General features: G+C 38.9%; 9 protein-coding genes. 1 reads left to right on the plus strand and 8 read right to left on the minus strand.

The genetic code is table 11. The annotated features are described in order from the left end of the window. Nucleotides 1-75: 75 nt before the first annotated feature. The 5 genes from FFJ24_RS12695 to FFJ24_RS12715 all read right to left on the minus strand — a co-directional run bounded on the left by FFJ24_RS12695 (nt 76) and on the right by FFJ24_RS12715 (nt 10965). Nucleotides 76-2400: a GAF domain-containing protein gene (locus tag FFJ24_RS12695; RefSeq protein WP_138821839.1), complete on the minus strand. Its 2325-nt coding sequence runs from the start codon at nt 2398-2400 to the stop codon at nt 76-78. A 242-nt stretch (nt 2401-2642) separates the two neighbouring features. Next, nucleotides 2643-6257, minus strand: coding sequence for a BamA/TamA family outer membrane protein (locus FFJ24_RS12700; protein WP_138821840.1), 3615 nt, complete (start codon nt 6255-6257; stop codon nt 2643-2645). A gap of 396 nt (nt 6258-6653) precedes the next feature. After that, nucleotides 6654-7568: an SdiA-regulated domain-containing protein gene (locus FFJ24_RS12705; RefSeq protein WP_138821841.1), complete on the minus strand. Its 915-nt coding sequence runs from the start codon at nt 7566-7568 to the stop codon at nt 6654-6656. Between the two features lie 143 nt (nt 7569-7711). After that, nucleotides 7712-9751 carry a polyphosphate kinase 1 gene (ppk1, locus tag FFJ24_RS12710; protein ID WP_138821842.1) on the minus strand — a complete coding sequence of 680 codons (2040 nt, stop codon included), beginning with the start codon at nt 9749-9751 and terminating at the stop codon, nt 7712-7714. Beyond that, on the minus strand, nt 9751-10965 hold the full coding sequence (locus FFJ24_RS12715; RefSeq protein WP_138821843.1) for a Pycsar system effector family protein: 1215 nt from the start codon (nt 10963-10965) through the stop codon (nt 9751-9753). Before FFJ24_RS12715 ends, ppk1 begins: the two co-directional genes overlap by 1 nt. Before the next feature lie 446 nt (nt 10966-11411). Between FFJ24_RS12715 and FFJ24_RS12720 the strand changes: the two genes are divergently transcribed. Beyond that, nucleotides 11412-13598, plus strand: a complete 2187-nt coding sequence (locus FFJ24_RS12720) for an alpha-galactosidase (RefSeq protein WP_138821844.1) — start codon at nt 11412-11414, stop codon at nt 13596-13598. 593 nt (nt 13599-14191) lie between these two features. Here FFJ24_RS12720 and FFJ24_RS12725 read toward each other — a convergent pair. The 3 genes from FFJ24_RS12725 to fdhD are packed head-to-tail and all read right to left on the minus strand — an operon-like array spanning nt 14192 to nt 17783. Then, a complete protein-coding gene (locus FFJ24_RS12725) occupies nt 14192-16561 on the minus strand; it encodes an FdhF/YdeP family oxidoreductase (RefSeq protein WP_138821845.1) in 2370 nt (789 codons plus the stop codon). A gap of 3 nt (nt 16562-16564) precedes the next feature. Beyond that, nucleotides 16565-16915 carry a hypothetical protein gene (locus tag FFJ24_RS12730; protein ID WP_138821846.1) on the minus strand — a complete coding sequence of 117 codons (351 nt, stop codon included), beginning with the start codon at nt 16913-16915 and terminating at the stop codon, nt 16565-16567. Beyond that, on the minus strand, nt 16905-17783 hold the full coding sequence (gene fdhD, locus FFJ24_RS12735; RefSeq protein WP_138821847.1) for a formate dehydrogenase accessory sulfurtransferase FdhD: 879 nt from the start codon (nt 17781-17783) through the stop codon (nt 16905-16907). Before fdhD ends, FFJ24_RS12730 begins: the two co-directional genes overlap by 11 nt. Nucleotides 17784-18413 lie beyond the last annotated feature (630 nt).

Raw genomic sequence — 18413 nt, forward strand, 5'->3', positions numbered from 1 at the left:
GAAAGCCTTTTGTTATATGGGAAAATCTAAGAGGACGATGGAATGCACAAAATTAATGACGACTTCTTACGATTATTAGTGCTGCAACACCTTTGCGATCTCCTTCTCAATAGATTTGATTTCTTTAGGTTTAAGCTTTTTAGCAGCATCTGTCTTTGTCGTTACTTTATTTTCCAGATACTTTACGCCTACCCTTAACGCTTTTAAGCCTGATACACCCTGAAGTTCATCCAATTCCAATTGCTCTAAATCGTCATTTAAATAACCTTGAACCTGCATGTATTTGATATATTCTACATATTCTTTGGCTTCTTCAGGATTAAAGTAAACCATAGAAATTTTATGAGGCTGTGTTAAACGTTCTGAAGTTCCTTTTATCAGCACTTTATCAATCCGTTTTTTAACAACTTCGTAACGGATATTATAGGCTCCTTCCACATCAAAACGGCGTTCATCGTTCCTGAAACTAATATCAATAGCATTTGAGTGGATAAAAATCAATTGCGTAGTTTCGAGTGCGCGTGGCATTTCGGCAATTAAACTATTTGATAACCGGGCAATATCAACCATGGAAGTAAGCTGCCACAAGCGGATATTTTTCAGGTAAAGCAAATCAAAGGGTTTTTCGGGCGCAATGTCCTGGCCAATATAAATATCGTATTCTACCCCATCTGTTCTAAATTTGGCGAAATAACAAGGATAAGAAGCCTGCAGCTTTGATTGCGATTTTTCAAGGTACTGACTTACTTCGGTATTGATCAGCTGCATGGAAACTTCAAGCTGCCTGCGGTTTTCGAATGCGGCTCCGGTTTCTGGCACCACCACTTCGAAATATTTATCAATCACGTCGGCTGTTTGAGGATGATTTCCTTTAATGATAGACAAGAAAGGATAAACCTCAACTTCCAAAAATTCGTTCAGCTGACTTTCTTCGTTTGATGAAGCAAAATCGCCAATTCGTTTAATCCAGTCCTTACAATTAAAAACCAGCTTATCAATCAGCTCTAAAGAAACATGCTTACGGATGAGTTTTAAAGTATCAATTAAGGTATTTAACTGCACTTCCATATCATCTTTAAGCGCTTTATTACGCTCGATGGTGGAGTTGCGGATATCAATAGCACCAAACAGCGGGTATAAATGTTTAAAGGTAACCGTCTCGATTTCTTTTAACTTGTGATAACCATTATTCTGCTGAAGAAAATGCCAAACGGCCTCGTTAAATTTCCACTGAACGGAAGGTTGCAGAGCCGTAAATTTATCCATTAAAATTTCGTCCATTTTGGCATTAAACTCTTCAATGCTGTATTGGAAAAGCTGACCGATTAACGGCATTGCCGGACGTAACCTGGATAACAATTTATCATCAACAGCTACTTCATCATTAGAATATACCTCAAGTACGCCTGCCAGCTCTTTATTATAGTAAATAGGCAGCACTGAATAAGAACTAACACCCGCAGCTTTTAAAACCTTTAAAAAAGGATCTTTCTCTATCTGATCTTCGTTAATGGCGCCCACAAAAATAGCCCTTGGGTTTTCCTTGTACTTATCAACCAGCGAATAAAAAACTTCTTCTTCTAAATTAGAAGCTTTTGCCGAATTAATGAGCTTACTTTGCGAAAACTCCTGGTTATCAAATACCAGCTTATTATTAACCGTTAAAAAAGGCATCAGGCCAAATTCCAGCTTACTGTTACCACTAAGAGTTTTTAACGCATGTATTACATGGCTATAAGCTTCGGTCTGGTAGTTATGATCAGCCAACGCACCCCGAATACCTTCAATAGAGTGTTGCAAAGTAACATCGGTAATGGAAATGATGCTAAAGCCTTCAAAATGGAAATTACTCAAAGACAGATTTTCTACCAGGTATTCTAATTCCGTTTCTTCCTGAAAATGTTTACCTAATTCTTCGAAATTCAGCTCAGGCAAATCGCCCTTATGCATAATGTCTACAAACTTGGTATCCGTCTGGATATTATAATACTGCGTTAGTTTCGTTTCCTCATTAATGTGCGCATAAATGATCTCGTTTTTCAGTACCGGGGTAAAATTATAAAAACGGCCTAAAATTACGTTATAGATAAACTTAAGCTGTTTTTTCTCAACCGGCTCATTATCTTTCGTTACCTTGTTTTTAGGATCGTGATCCTTAAAAAATTTATAAAATGCATTGGTGCTAAAAAAAATCTGATCCGGGATCGGGGTACTTAAAGCCCAAAACAAATCATCTTCGTTATCCATTAAAGGGGTTAGAATAGTAAAAATTAATTCTAAAGTATCTTTATATTTGGATAATTCTTCTGCACTGATGTTGCCAAGCAGCACATCGTCTTTTTCAATTTTTTGAAGTAAAAACCTGTAAAATTCAGATTTTACCGATTTTTCTGTTTTCAACCTGCCTTTTAAATACTCCACAAGGGGGCGAAAAGACAGAGATGATTCTACCTGGCAATGTATACATTCGTTTTTATGTATCTGTATTACATTGGTATTCATTGTATAAGTTTGCTATAGTGTAAAATTTATAGTTATCTATTTAATTACTAATCCATTGCAAAGATACATACTCCTTAAAGCAATATTCGTCTGCTGAACGTAATACTTGGATATTAGATCTATTAATATGTTACACAAATTTAGTACCTAAAATTAAGCGATACATAAGGATACCAGCCATCCGAAGAATGTCCCATCACAAATCGCACAACTGTGAGTGATGCGGGAGCAAAATAAACCCCTCCTCCTACACCATGGTGCCACAATGTAGAGGCTTCATTTCTTTTCCATACCCTGCCTACATCATAAAAACCCAGTAAGCCAACTTGTCCGGGTAAAACGTAGCTTACTAAATCGCCAAGTTTAGCACGTAACTCTAAATTATTGTAAAACGTATGTTCCCCCGCAAACCTGAACTGACGATAGCCTAAAAGATTTCCTTGTCCGCCTAGAAATAAGGCCTGGTAAAATGCAGGTTTACCAATGGTTACCCCACCACCAAAACGGTCTGCCAAAATGAAGTTTTTTCTGCCATCCAGGTTTTTATATAATGCTATACTCGCTGTAAACTGCCCATAAGAGTTAGAATATTTGTTAATGCCTTTGTAGCCCAATAGTTTAAAATCTACATAACTACCTAAAGTTGGTAATAAATCATTATCGCGGGTGTTGTTGGTGAAATTCACAAATGCACCTGCAAACATCTTTTCGTTTCTAACGGTAAGCGAATCAGAAGAATGCAATTGTGATGTATTTTCGATAAAACGGCCATCGTTATCTTCCTGATTATATTTATAATATTGATAGGACGGACCAACACTAAAAGTAGATTTAGGACGGCGCCACCTAATGGAGGCATCAACCTGGTAAAGATTGAAACGTGCACGGTAATACCTGATATTATCATCATCATCGCCATGCTCATCAAAATGTGTTTCGTTACCTAAACCAAAGAAATTCTGTGTGTTATTTGGGGCGAAAGCATCGGCTTTTAATACAAAATCGCCCTTTCCTAAAGCTTTTAACCACTCACCTTTATAATTAAACCTGAAGGCTTTTGTAGAGAAAGAGTGCAGAAAAGAAATGGTTTGCGAATTGCCATAAGGTTGCTTTCTGAAACCTGGATTGGTTTGTTTATAAATCAAACCCAATAAAACCCCGTCATCCTGATTATAACCAGCATTTAATAACCAAGAATTTCGGCGGTACATATCTTTCGGGATGTAGCTAAAATTTGAAGTATCATTAGAGATTATTTTTCTGATCTTATTGGCATCCTCTCCGTTATAAGTTGCCTTATCCGTTCTGCCATATAATTTTACAGATCCGTTACTGTTTGCAAAATCGTAAACTTTAGTACCCTTTCCACCAATAATCCGTAGTTTAATATTTGAGTTTTTATTGTTCAGGATCAGGCTATCGTTACCATTGTGCATGTACACCCTGATCTCTTTGGTTACTTTCGGGTCAAATTTCCGGTCAAAAAGCTCATCTTTAATATTACCCTCTTTAGAAATTTTATTGATTTTCACCCGTAATCCATCGTTTTCAGCATCGGTAATCTGAATGCGTTCATTCTTATTGGTCACTTCGATATCCACAATGCGGTTAAAAAAATGATAGTACTGGTTCATCAGCTTTGGCAAAGTGGCTATCCGGTTACGCATCTGCGCCAGAAAAGCATCATGATGAAGGGAATAACTTGGTTCAGGGAGTTTTTTCAATGCTTTTTCGAAAACTGCATCGTTATAATTTGCGCAGAAATCTTTCACAATTTTATCAAATTCCTCCTCATCGATATTAGCGGTCCAGCGGCTGCTGATTTCCCTTCCTTCCCATAAAAACCAATTGATATTCTGTATGCCACGTTCGTAACCCTGCATCATTGGTAATAATGACGAAGATTGTGTATAACGCTGTAAAAAGCCATCTGATCTAAAAAATACCTGATCACGGTCTCTAGGCACTGGCGTATAAATCTGACCGTCCTTGGTTTTGGTTGCTTTCCAGCGCCATTGATCTTCGTGCCTGTCCCAATCACCCAATAATACATCAAATGCCCTTGCTCTCACCCATGATGGTCCATCCAGTTTATTATCATTATCATCAGTAAGCTTTCTATCCATTTTTGGAGAGTTGTCTGAATCTCCGGTGGGTTCCCGCTCTTCGAATAAACACAGGGTATTTGCAAAAGCTGATTCAAATTCTCCAAGATTATCATCAGGCGAAACCCAGCCAATAATCGGGTTGCTATGTGCAATGCCACCAGCTTTGGCAAGTTCAGGAACCACGAGTGCCGAAAACGGATGCTGTGCTGACATGTTATCCTTTATAATATCTTTCGCAAAAGTTTCGCGTAAGGCAGCAGGCAGAAGTACTTCCGGATATTTTTCTACGCTTCGCAATACATATTCTTTGCCGTCTTTATCTTCTAAACGCAATGATCGCGATTGGTTACCACCACCACGTTGGGTTGCTTTTAAACCACCCATCATTTGCGAAACACGCAGCACAGGAACTTTTGTTTTTTCGGCATACTCTTTACGGTAATTTTCGCCGAAAACATATCGGTGAAAACGGCCAACACTATCGTATTCTGGCTTAACGCGCACAAAAATGCTATCGGCAGTTATTGGTTTATCTCTGTTTCTTACTTTTTGAGAAATGGTTTCGAACTTTTTCAGGTAACTGTAAACCTTTTTAACGCTGGTATCTGAATAGATATAATATTCATAACGCATATCATTGTTCTTCAACTGATCGGCCACTACGTAACCCTGCTGCATTTCGTGAAACAATGAGGTTTTACCTTCTTTATTTGGTGATACTTTTGAACCCGATCCACTGATAATCTGCAATTGTTTTCCCTTAATTAACTGTAGGCCATGTTCATGCCCGGCCACATAAGTTACATTTGGATAATCGCCAAATACACCGGTTACCGATTTAATCATATCCTTATAAGCCGGGTGGTTTAAATCTTCAGGACTCAATAAGGTAGAACGTAATAAAGGATAAACAGAACCTAAGCCAGGCAAAGGGATATAGAGATTTTTGTTTAAAGATGTTAACGGAAACAGATGATTTCTTAAGTTAAAATAACCACCATGTGGCCCGTAACTTTGGAAGGGATGGTGCGATGCCAGAAGAATTACTTTATCTTTATTTTCTTCCAATAACTGCTCCATTTTTACCAGCACCTCATCTTTGGTACGGCAGTCGCAATCGCCATCAGGATTAGATTTATTGTAGGGGAACAACCACCATTCACTATCGTAGGCAATAATGGTGAGTTTATCGGTTAATTTAATCGCTATGGGATCAGGACAACCATTATCTGGAATCAGTTTCAGTAAAGGGTCGTTCTGTTGCCTGAGGTAATCGCCCTGGGCTTTTATTTTGGCCAGTCCTTTAGGCCCGGATTTATCCCAATCGTGGTTGCCAGGGATAAAATAAACCGCAGCCCCCATTTTTCGCATCGGTTCGAACTGCGAACGTAGAATCTTTTTGGTTGTATCCTCTTCTACACTGCCTGGCAGGCCCATTCCGGTTGGATAAATATTATCGCCCAGATATACAACGGTTGTTTTTTTGGGAAGGATCTGCTTTGCAGCATTTTTTAAATCCTGCATTTGGGCAGGGTTCATTTCGCCTGCGTCTCCAAAAAGAATTACACGGTATTTTACATCATCCTGCGCAAAGGCAATGAAGTTGATTAAAAATAAGACGGTAAAAAGGGTAAATCTTTTAATCATAGAGCAACATTTGTATAAAGATAGTTATTTTAATTTTTTTGAGATTTTTTATGTTAAGAATCTCTTTTATCGTGGTTAAAAGTACACCCTTAATTTATCTTAACTCTTTAATGGTGAAAAAATATAAGTTGAAATCTAACCATTAAGAAATTAAGGACATTAAGTTATTATTATAATAAGTTGTTATTTTGAATAGAGCACAGCGGAGTGGATAAATCCTTAAACTATTTTAAAAGATTTCTCCACTGCGGTCGAAATGACGATATTTTCGAGACCAATCACCTTCTTTATCCATTTGTCCATTCATATTGATTTTTATAAAATAAATTAGCCATCACGATGACAATTTATATTAATGAGACAGCCTCTTAATAGATCCTGATACAACTACCAAATTTACTTCTTCAATTTAAACTGTAAAACATTACCAGCGGCCAGGGTTCCGCCTTCGTTAGAAATGTAAAGGTTGTTATCGCGGTCGAAAGCAATGCCTTCCGGTTGATTAAATAACTTCGGATCTAATGCTTGTGTTGTTTTAACTCTAAAATCAGCATCAGTAATCACTAACAGCTTATTTACTGATGAAAGAATGTACCACTCATTGGTTTTTGGATTTTTAGCCAGTGCAGATGGACGGAACCTTGATTTTGAGCTTCCGGAAGCTTTTTCAATCGCTTTATGCGAAAGGCTAAATTCTCCTGCTGCTGTTAGCGAAGCATCATCAGCAACTTTAAAGCCATAAATACTGGAAGCCTTTGCCTTAGAATCAGGTTTACTATCTTTAGTCAGCACATAAATCATATTGTTTTTTTCATCTGCCGCCAATCCTTCATACTCGGCTTTGGGTACAAGATCTTTGGTTTTGGTTACATTGGCGGCTTCTGGCTTACCTACTTCAGCAATTGGGAACGTATGCAATTCGCCATTACTTTTTAACACAATGAAATAATTTTTGATGATGGTTACATCTTCATAATCGCCTTTGCCACCAAATTTCGTAAATTTTGACTCTTTATCGCCCAAACCTAAATAAAAGAGGTCGCCATCTTCATCCTGTATCGCAAATACTTCTTTTGGATCGCCATTATGAAATACAATGCCTGAAATTTCGAAAAGATTATGTGGCATGTTGTATTTTACCGGATTAGCCAGATCATAAGGAAAATCTGATTTTGCTGTCTCACTTGTTGAAGCTGTTGTACTGGTTGAATCATTTTTTTTATCATCTCGGTTGCCATTAACGCACGATACGCTAAAAAAAGCGGAAGCGATTAGAAGACCTGAAGCCAAAAAAGTTTTATTGTATTTCATAAGGGTAAAATTTAATCTTTAATAACTGTTTTATTTATCGGCCGTCATTCCCGCGCAGGCGGGAATCGTAATGCAATAGGTTTAAGATTCCCAATCAACCCGATAGCTATCGGGTTGGGAATGACGACCGTACTAAGCTGTATTTAATCTTTTTTCAGTAATTCATAAATATCATGCTGAGAGGAAACAAGAACCCCACCAGTTTTAACCGGAATATTATTCATATTTTCATCTATACAAACCGCCTGCACGTTATCTTGTTTTTGGATTTCGATAATAGCGATCATTTCCTGCTTTATCTGCTCATTATAAATCGGAAAGCAAACTTCAATTCTTCGATAGATATTCCGGTTCATCCAATCGGCAGAACCGAGGTACACATCTTTTTTGCCCAGGTTATCAAAGATAAAAACACGTCCGTGTTCTAAATAACGATCTACAATGCGGGTAACCTTAATGTTTTCGCTCATCCCTGCTACACCTGGAATCAGGCGGCAAATGCTCCGCACAATCATTTCAATCTTTACCCCTGCCTGTGAAGCCTCGTACAGTTTATTGATCAAAACCTTTTCTTCGAGGTTGTTCATTTTAATGGTAATACCTGCTGGTTTACCTTGTTTGGCGTGTTCAATTTCCCTATCAATCAGGTTGAGAAAAACTTGCTGTAAATTAAACTGAGCCACTAACAAATGATTAAACTTAACCTGGTCTGAGGAAGTAGGTTTAACCCTTTTGGACAGAAAAATAAATAGTAATTCTACCTCACGCAGCATTTCTTTATTGGCCGTCATTAAAATATGATCGGTATAAAAAGCAGCTGTGCTTTCATTAAAGTTTCCGGTAGCAAACAAACCAGAATAACGCATTCTATTCCCAACCTGGCGTTTCACTAAGGCTACCTTGGCATGAACTTTTAAAGCAGTAACACTGTAAATAATATCAACGCCAACTTCCTTCATTTTTTTTGCCCACTTGATGTTATTGGCCTCATCAAAACGGGCTTTAAGCTCAACTAAAACGGTAACTTTTTTGCCGTTTTTTGCCGCGCTGATTAAAGCATTTACAATTTTCGAATCGCTTGCTACGCGATATAGCGTAACGTAAATCTCCCTGACTTCGGCATCAATAGCGGCTTCATTAAAAAAGCGCAACACACTATCGTAACTCTGGTAAGGTGTATGTACAATAATATCGTTTTTGTAAATAGCCTCGGTTAACGATCCATCTATCAAATCGGTATTACAAAGTTTTGGCCAGTTTTGGTTGGATAATTTTGCAGAATTTACCGGAAAAGCCATAAAATCTTTCAGGTTATGGTACTGCCCGCCTTCTATCCTGTTGGCCTTTTTTAAATTGAAAAGTTTTTTAAGCAGTTCAAATACATTGGCAGGTATGCCAGGCTGGTGGAGAAAACGAGTAGCTAAACCCGAATCGCGTTTCAACAATTGTTTTTCCAGCTGTTCTGATAAACTGCCTGAATATTCATCTTTGAGATCTATTTCAGCATCTCTCGTGATTTTGAAACTATAACAACCGGTTACCTCACCTTGCGGAAAAACACGGTCTAAATGAAAACGCACAATATCATCCAGAAACACCACAAAAGTTTCATCACCTGATTCGATCTTATAAAAACGGGGTAACTGGTTGGAAGGGATATTTAAAATAACCACTTCTGCACCCTCTTTCTTTTTTAGTGTAATCAGAAAATACAGTTCATTATTGGAAGGAAAAAAATCAGAATCTGCATGAAGGTAAACAGGCTGCAAAAAGGCCATTACCTGGCTTAAAAAATACCGGGTTGTGCTTTTTTCAATTTCTGCGGGGAATGGCTCTCCGTAAATTAAGTTTATCTTATTTTCTTTGAGCAAGGGGATCAGATCTGATTTAAGTACCTTGCCATATCGTTCCTGCTGACCGGAAATGAGCTGATTGGCTGTATCCAATAAATTATCGTCAATCCTGATATCATTATCTTCCTTACTACTCAGTTTCTCTAAAGCGAGCAACACGGGCATCCTTACCCGATAAAACTCATCAAGGTTAGAGGAAAATATCGACAGAAATTTAATGCGTTCTAAAAGCGGAACGGTACTTCGCTCTGCCTCCATTAAAATACGTTCGTTAAACTTTAACCAGCTTAAATCCCTGTTAAAAAAAGAGTTTTCTACTAGCTGTTCCATTAAAGTTTACCGTAAGCTGCGTAAGCAATTACAAATGCCAATACTGCTGCAATTAACCCGAACATAAAAATATTATAGGCCAGGCGGATCAGTTTATACTTTCTGCCCAAAACTACGCCCTGCGAGTATACATCGGTAATTAATGTACCATATAAAAAGTCCTTATCGTTCATCACCTTAATCATACCATCGGTATAACTGGGCAAACTCATTTTATAAAAGTTACCGAAAAACAACAGGTTTACCTTTTTCTTATCCATATCTTCCTGCGTAAATTCTCCTTTCGGAATAGATGGCCGGGTTGATAAAATAGAAACAACTACGCAGGTTAAACTCACCAACAGTAAAATAAATGTGGGAATAATCAGGTTGCCATGGTCTTCCAGCCGCCTTAACAATAAACTCACAATCAGGGAAAGCATAATCGAATTTACGGTGATGAGGATATGCGCCTTATTATCGGCCATATCACTCAGCCGCTGGTTATTGGCTGAGGTAATCCTGAACATGGTTTCGATCCCTTTATCTGGCCTGCTGTCTTTATCCTTCTTTTTTTTGTCTTTAACAATAACCGGTGCAAAGTTTTTAGGTTCTTCGAGTTCGGTACTGATTACTTCCTGTGCAGTGAGTTTACTTTTCAGTTTTTCGATATTTTTTTGTTTCTGATCGCTTAACAGCAAATTGGCGTAATCGGTATGGTAATCATGCGACTCCATAAACTGGATATCCTTTTTGCGCCATTCTGATTTACTGATATCTTTTTTATAGATCAGTTCATTTTCCTTATGCATTAATTTCCCCTTTGCACGGAAATCGGCCAGCCCTAAATGGAACAGATCTGCATCGCAAAGGATTTTATCAATTTCACTTTTAGGTTTCTGAGGAATTTTAGTCGCTAATATGGCACTTTTAACCTGATCACGGATTTCCTGATTCACCTTATGCCCGGCTAAAAAATCATCAGCCAGCGCTGCTCCTTTTGCTTCGTGGTTTAATGCATCTTCAAAATACCCTGTATCGTGAAACCAGGCCGCAACGGTTACAATAAAAAAATCCTGTTCGTTTAACTGGTAATGATTGGCAATTTGCTGCGCAGCATTTACCACTTCTTGCGTATGCTCCAGGTTATGATAAACCAGGCGTGGATCGCTATGGGTATGGAAGTAATCGCCAACATGCTTTTCTACATCTTCCTGCAATTGTTTATAGTTCATGTGCTTATTGATGTTGCGATAATTTGATAGGATGAAGGAAATGCATTTTCTTAAAAATCTTTAAAGCTGAAAAATCGGTTTATTTTTATAGTGATAAAATTACGCTATTTTTTTAAAAACAACACTGATCTCCGCTCAACAATAATAATGCCCCGTTTATTTTACAATAAGATTTAGAAATGATTGACTCAAAAAAAATAATTTCATGCAATCAGGTTTATTCTTGTTAAAAAAAGATTACAATTTGATATAAACAGCGAATTCATTGGCATTAGAAAGCATTAATTTCAATTTAACTTTATGGTCAATCATCAGTAGAATTTTAATGTAATGCCAATATCACCGAATTGAATGATAAAACAGGTGTATATGCGGCATATTTTACAATCAGCATTCCTGATTTAAGCTGTAGCAAATATGACCTGAACTTTTTTCCGGAACAAATAATGAAAAGAAAAAACACCTGCTTTTTTTTACTGTCAATGGCAATAGCGCTGAACGGCTTTGCACAAAAAACGATAGAAATTGCAACAAAAAACAATGTACTGATTTTAGAAACAGATCGTGACAACACTTTATTATCAACCTATCTTGGCAAAAAACTAGACAATGCGGGCGAATACCCAGGCATACAGGCATTAGATAAATATAAGCCCGGCTCTGATGATCTTTTAAACAAACGTGAAGCTTACATTGCCTCAGGCTCGCTTAATTTATTAGAGCCGGCATTAACCGTAACCCATAGCGATGGAAACAAATCAACGGTATTAACATTTTCGGATGTAAAAACCGAACAGCTGGATCAGAACAGAAAATTGACCAGCATTATCCTTAAAGATCTAAAATACAATTTTCAGGTGACCTTAAAATACCTGGCTTATTTTAATGAAAACGTAATGGAGCAGTGGACTGAAATCAGGCATCAGGAGAAAGGCACTGTATTACTCAACAAATATGCTTCGGCAAACCTTACCCTGAGTGGAAAAAAATTCTTTCTTAAAAACCAATATAGCGGTGCTACCCGCGAAATGCGATCGGAAGAGCAGCAATTACTGCATGGTATAAAAACCATCGATTCGAAACTGGGAACCAGAACCAACCTGCTTCATTCTTCTTCCTTTATGGTTTCGATAGACCAGCCTGCAACCGAAGACATGGGGGAAGTAATTGCCGGATCGCTGGCATGGACCGGAAACTTTAAACTGGATTTTGAAACTTTTGACGAGTACTACCTCCGGATAACTGCAGGGATCAATAATTTTTCGTCGAATTATACTTTAAAGGCTGGCGAAAATTTCGTTACCCCCCGCTTTATTTATACTTACTCATCGGCAGGAAAGGGTTTAGCCAGCAGGAATTTGCACGATTGGGCCAGAAATTATCAGCTATTGGATGGTAAAGGCGAAAGGTCTACCATCTTAAACAACTGGGAAACCACTTATTTCGATTTTAATGATGAAAAACTAAATGAATTGACAAAGGATACCAAAAAATTAGGTGTTGATGTTTTTTTATTGGATGATGGCTGGTTTGGTAATAAATATCCACGTAATGGCTCTACTGCTGGTTTGGGCGACTGGCAATATAACAGACAAAAATTGAAGAACGGGATCAGTGCTTTGGGTAAAGAGGCCACCGCTAGTGGTGTAAAATTTGGCATCTGGATAGAACCTGAAATGGTAAACCCTAAAAGTGAGTTGTATGAAAACCATCCTGATTGGATAATCAGACAGCCTGAAAGAAAAGAATATTACATGCGCAACCAGCTGGTGCTGGATTTAACCAACCCCAGGGTTCAGGATTTTATTTACAAAACAGTTGATGATATTTTTAAGGAAGTACCGGAAGTTGCCTTCATTAAATGGGATTGTAATTCTCTGATATACAATGCCAACTCCCCTACCTTAAAAAACCAGGATCATTTTTATCTTGAATATATCAGGGGATTAAACAGCGTGCTGGATAGGATTAGAAAAAAATACCCTAAAACACCGATGATGCTTTGTGCCGGAGGCGGTTCGAGAGTTGATTATGCGGCACTACAATATTTCACCGAATTTTGGCCTAGTGATAATACCAATCCATACGACCGGATTTTTATTCAGTGGGAATATTCGTATTATTTCCCTGCTATTGCAATAGATAACCACATTACGGATATGGGTAAACAGCCTATTAAATTTAAAACAGATGTGGCTATGATGGGAAAACTCGGTTATGATGTACGTGTAAATGATTTAAGCAAAAATGATTTGCTTTTTAGCCAGGATGCCGTTAAAACCTATAATAGCTTTAAAGATATTATCTGGCATGGCCAGCAATACCGGCTGCAGGATCCTTATGAAAATAAAATAGCTTCAATTGCTTATGTTAATGATTCGAAAGATCAGGCCATTGTTTTTAATTATTATGTAGCCACCCTGTTTACAAACGGTGTGATATTACCGGTTAAATTAAAAGGATTAGATTCCACAAAAAAGTATAAAATAGAAGAAATTAATCTATACCCTGGCGTTAAATCGCCGATTGACAGCACTAAAGTTTACTCTGGCGACTTTTTAATGAAAGTAGGCTTTAATCCGGAAGCAAATGCTTACAGAACCAGTGTGGTTTTAAAGATACAGGCTATATAAATTAGAGATAAATCGTAAAAAGATGTCACCCTGGAGGGGTAATTTATTGTATAAAATCAATATAAGTGACATGAGGATTTAGTGCATTGAGACCGTGTGGAATCGTCATTGCGAGAAGGCTTTTTCAGCCAACGAAGCAATCTTTATAGCAAGGCTCACTAGTATGATAGATTGCTTCGTCGTTCCTCCTCGCAATGACGATCTTTCTTTTGAAATCCTGTCAATGGTAGAGTTAGATTTTTTCAAATACATCAGAAGGTTGATGACAGATATACAAAGGGCCTCATTTCGACCGCAGTGGAGAAATCTTTTAACATAGTTCAAAGATTTCTCCATTTCGCTGCGCTTCAGTCGAAATGACGGCGATTTTTTAAATCTGTCAATAGCATCGTAATCTAGGGTATTTATTTGCGTTTTATCAATCTAAAGAAGTCTTCGACTACGCTCAGACTGACAACAACCGAAATTAAATTAATGACATTAAGGTGGTTACAGATAGATTCGATGTTTTCCATAATCCTCCCGTTAATACCCGCCCGCTGCCGGGCAGACTTTAAATCAGGTAGTAATTCATATTAAAAAGCAGAGGGCAATTATTGCATCAGCCTGTAATCTTCTTCTGCCTTTTTTACCTGGTCATAAATTGTGGGTTCGTGTTTTTTAATTTTAATTTTCACATATTTGGATGCGGGCATATTACTTTCCGCTACCACATTATTTACTGAAACCAACACATTGGTTTCGGGGAAATAAGTAACGGTATTCTTCTCCGGAATTTCGTAGGCAACAATTACAAACAATGGTGCGATTCGTGTTATTCCATCATCATAATTAAACAGATCAACCTTATCCCCTGCTTTCAGTCCGAGTTTTTTGATGTCTTTTTGATTCATAAAAATTACCCGCCGCTCATTTTTGATTCCCCTGTAGCGGTCATCCAACCCATAAATAGTCGTATTGAACTGATCATGCGTCCTGGTGGTCGCCATCATAAACTCATCTTCCTCAAGATGATTGGCTGGAATTTCGGTCAGTGTAAAGGGAGCCCTGTTGCCAAATTTCTGGGTCAAGAATTTTCCTTCCCTTGCAGCGTTTGGCAAATAAAAGCCGCCTTTCCGTCTTACTTTAAAATTATAGTTTTCAAAGCCGGGTATGCACTGTGCTATCGCGTCACGAACCGCATCGTAACTATCATGGTAAAGTGGCCAGTTCACAACCGATTTTTCTCCCAGTGTGGCCATCGCCATCCGGCATACAATCTGTGTTTCATTTATCAGGTTTTTAGATACGGCATCCAGCATTCCCTTAGAAGCCTGTACAACACCCATCGAATTTTCAGTAGATATGATCTGTACTTCACCATTCACGATGTCTTTGTCACTACGGCCATACGTAGGCAAAATCAATGCTTCATTTCCATGAATTAAATGGCTGCGGTTAAGCTTGGTAGAAACACATACCAGCAGATCAAGTTTCCTTACTGCATTGGCGGTATATGTGGTATCAGGAGTTGCAGACAAAAAATTGCCACCCATGCAGAACAAAAATTTTACCTTACCGCCCTGCATTGCTTTTATTGTGCTTACCACATCATAGCCATGCTCCCGCGGCATTTTAAATCCATAGAGTCCTTCCAAACGGTCTAATTGCTCATCAGTAGGTTTCTCATCAATCAGCATCGTCCGGTTTCCCTGTACATTACTGTGCCCCCGCACCGGGCAAACACCTGCGCCAGGTTTCCCGATGCTACCTTTAAGCAGCAGGATATTCACAATTTCCCTAATCATGGCCACGCCGTTGGGTTGTTGTGTCAAACCCATTCCCCAACAGAAAATAATTCTGTTTTTAAATGCAATCATTTCGGCGGCTGTATATAAATCCTCCTTCGATACGCCTGATAAACGGGCTAAATAATCGAGGTTGTAATCTTCCTGTTTAAATTGTTCTAAAAAAGCTTCATAACCGGTAGTCTTATCCTTTATAAACGCCTGATCAAAAACTTTCCCCGGGTATTGTTTTTCAAACTCCATTAAAAGGATTTCCAGTGCCTTTAATAAGGCCATGTCGCCGTTAATCTTTACCGGAAGATACAAATCAGCCAGCTTAACTCCTCCTCCAATCGTTCCTTTAATAGATTGAGGGTCCTGAAAGCCCATCAGGCCAGCTTCAGGCAGCGGGTTAATGGCAATAATTTTGGCCCCATTTTTCTTCGCTTTTGCCAGTGCACTCATCATCCTCGGGGCGTTGGTTCCGGGATTATGGCCAATATCAATAATCAGATCCGTTTCATAAAAATCTTCAAGGGTTACTGTTCCTTTCCCTATACCAATAGTAGGCCTAAGTGCCGAACCTGAAGTTTCATGGCACATATTGGAGCAATCAGGCATATTGTTCGTCCCAAATTCTTTGGCAAAAAGCTGATAAACAAAAGAAGCTTCATTGCTTGTTCTGCCCGAAGTATAAAAGGCAGCCTCATGCGGAGATTGAAGCGCATTGAGGTGTGCAGCAATTTTCTTAAATGCATTCTCCCAGCTAATCGGTTCGTAATGTGTTCCGCCTTTTGGCATATACATCGGCTCAGTAAGTCTGCCAAATTTCCCAATCTGGTAATCATCCAGTTTAGCCAGCTCATATACCGAATGTTGTTTAAAAAAATCTGCGGTAACCCTTTTTGTAGTCGCTTCTTCCGCCAGGGCCTTGGCACCATTTTCACAATATTCGCCAACCGGCGACCGCTCATCATCAGGATCTGGCCAGGCGCAACTCGGACAATCGAAACCTTTAAACTGGTTCATGTTCAGCAGGGCCAGATTACCCCTGAAAAATGTTTTTTCTTCAATCAGATTTCCCATAGCGGCCATTACCGCATGCATACCTGCAGCCGATTGTGCTACCGTGCTAAGTTTAAGATCCAGCAGCTGGTATGGGTTTTCTGCTGAAGGTTTTTTTTCATTATTTTCCATGGCTTAGCAATTGAGGTTGGGGTTCGGAAAATTGTCGCTCTGGTCTTCTGTCACGTTATCCAGGCAGGCAAAGTCTTTTTCTATAAGTAAGCTAACGGTACCTGAGGAGTCACTAAACCCAACTTTTTCGGTATTTACCAGTTCAGTTATCATTTCCAAAGGGATATTCAGCACAATTTTATTATTAGCAAAATCAGCGGTGAGTTTTTCCTCGCTTGTTCTTCTAACAGCGTATTCCAGCGTATGGCTTGCAAAGTGGGTAAACTCAGAAAGAAACCCCAACATACCCAATGTGGTAACGTCTGATTTGCTTAAACGGTATCTGATTGAATTGCCTTTGATTCTAATTTTCATGTGATATAGGGATTAATATGCGCGCATTTGTGGTATAAATATTGAACCTGTCTTCCCGAAGAAAGCCCAAAAGGGTTATTCCAAATTCCGAAGCCAGTTCTACAGCAAGGCTGGAGGGTGCACCAATGGCGGCCACAGTGGAAATACCTGCCATGGCCGCTTTTTGAATCAACTCAAAACTGGCCCTGCCGCTTAAAAGTAATATACGTTGGTTTAAAGGGAGCAGATCATTAGCCAGTGCTGCACCGATCAATTTATCTAAAGCATTATGTCGGCCAACATCCTCCCGGAGCAATAACAACTCGCCTTTCATCGTAAAAAGGCCTGATGCATGAATGCCCCCGGTTGCTGCAAAATTCTGTTGGGCAGCCCTGAGTTGGTCGGGCAGTTTATACAACACCTCCGGCAACAAAGTCATTTCCTGCTGATCAGCGTAATTCGAATAAGGGCTTACGGTTCTGATCGCTGCGATAGAGCCTTTGCCGCAAACCCCGCAGCTCGAGGTGGTGTAAAAGTTACGGTCAGCTTGTAAAAGATCAGGGATAAAACCTTCGTTTAATTCCACACCCACAATATTTTCCTTATTAAGTTCGCATGGCATGGCCAAATGGCTTATATTTTTCACCTGATCCTTGCCGGAGATAATGCCCTCAGTAAATAAAAAACCAAGTGCAAGCTCTAAATCCTGACCAGGGGTCCGCATGGTTACCGAGATGTTTTTTTGCACCCGGTTATTTTCCGAACCATATATCAGCCTGATTTCCAGGGGTTCTTCAACCGAAAGTACATCAAGCGCTGATGCGGTAATAACACCTGAAACTTTTCTCACAGGTATTTGCCTGATGGATAACGACGGGATATCTCTCATAAATATATTGGTAAATCAGAAAAAAAATTAACAGCCTGTTTAAAATTACATAAAATTTATTTCGTTTGTCAGTCTGAGTGTAGTCAAAGATCATTTCAACGCATTAATAAAGCAATCAACTAAGCTATCAATGATAGATTCCAATAGAATGGTCGTCATCTCAACCGGAGCAACTCGAAGTGGAGAGCTCTATCAAGAACAGATTTTGCTTCGCAGAGCCTTCGGGTTCTCCACTGCGGTCGAAACGCCCCCCTTGCATATCTGTCATCAGCCCTCCTATGTATTTGAAAAACTCCAACCTCTACTATTGACAGATCTTATAAGAAAGGTGGTCATTGCGAGGCACGAAGCAATCTTAAAGCGCACGCTGATAGCGATCGTTGTAAGATTGCTTCACAGAAAATCGGGGCAGGCTGCCGGCTGCAAAAGCCTTCTCGCATCCAATAGCTATCGCATGAAGATTCCTCGCCGGAACATAGCAATAGAACCTTCTCTCACTTATATTGCTTTTTATACAATAAATTATCCATCTTGTAACCGCAAAAAGCCATTGATATTTTTTATAAATTTAACCAGATTCTAAATATAATGATTTGAAAAGAAAGCTATCCTGCTGCTTTTAAGATTTTG

It is taken from the genome of Pedobacter sp. KBS0701 (assembly GCF_005938645.2).
Lineage (GTDB): Bacteria > Bacteroidota > Bacteroidia > Sphingobacteriales > Sphingobacteriaceae > Pedobacter.

Bases quoted from the DNA above. Each gene is read 5' to 3' on its own strand.
- FFJ24_RS12700 (WP_138821840.1), bottom strand. From the start codon at position 6,257: ATGATTAAAAGATTTACCCTTTTTACCGTCTTATTTTTAATCAACTTC.
- FFJ24_RS12705 (WP_138821841.1), bottom strand. From the start codon at position 7,568: ATGAAATACAATAAAACTTTTTTGGCTTCAGGTCTTCTAATCGCTTCC.
- ppk1 (WP_138821842.1), bottom strand. From the start codon at position 9,751: ATGGAACAGCTAGTAGAAAACTCTTTTTTTAACAGGGATTTAAGCTGG.
- FFJ24_RS12715 (WP_138821843.1), bottom strand. From the start codon at position 10,965: ATGAACTATAAACAATTGCAGGAAGATGTAGAAAAGCATGTTGGCGAT.
- FFJ24_RS12720 (WP_138821844.1), top strand. From the start codon at position 11,412: ATGAAAAGAAAAAACACCTGCTTTTTTTTACTGTCAATGGCAATAGCG.
- FFJ24_RS12725 (WP_138821845.1), bottom strand. From the start codon at position 16,561: ATGGAAAATAATGAAAAAAAACCTTCAGCAGAAAACCCATACCAGCTG.
- FFJ24_RS12730 (WP_138821846.1), bottom strand. From the start codon at position 16,915: ATGAAAATTAGAATCAAAGGCAATTCAATCAGATACCGTTTAAGCAAA.
- fdhD (WP_138821847.1), bottom strand. From the start codon at position 17,783: ATGAGAGATATCCCGTCGTTATCCATCAGGCAAATACCTGTGAGAAAA.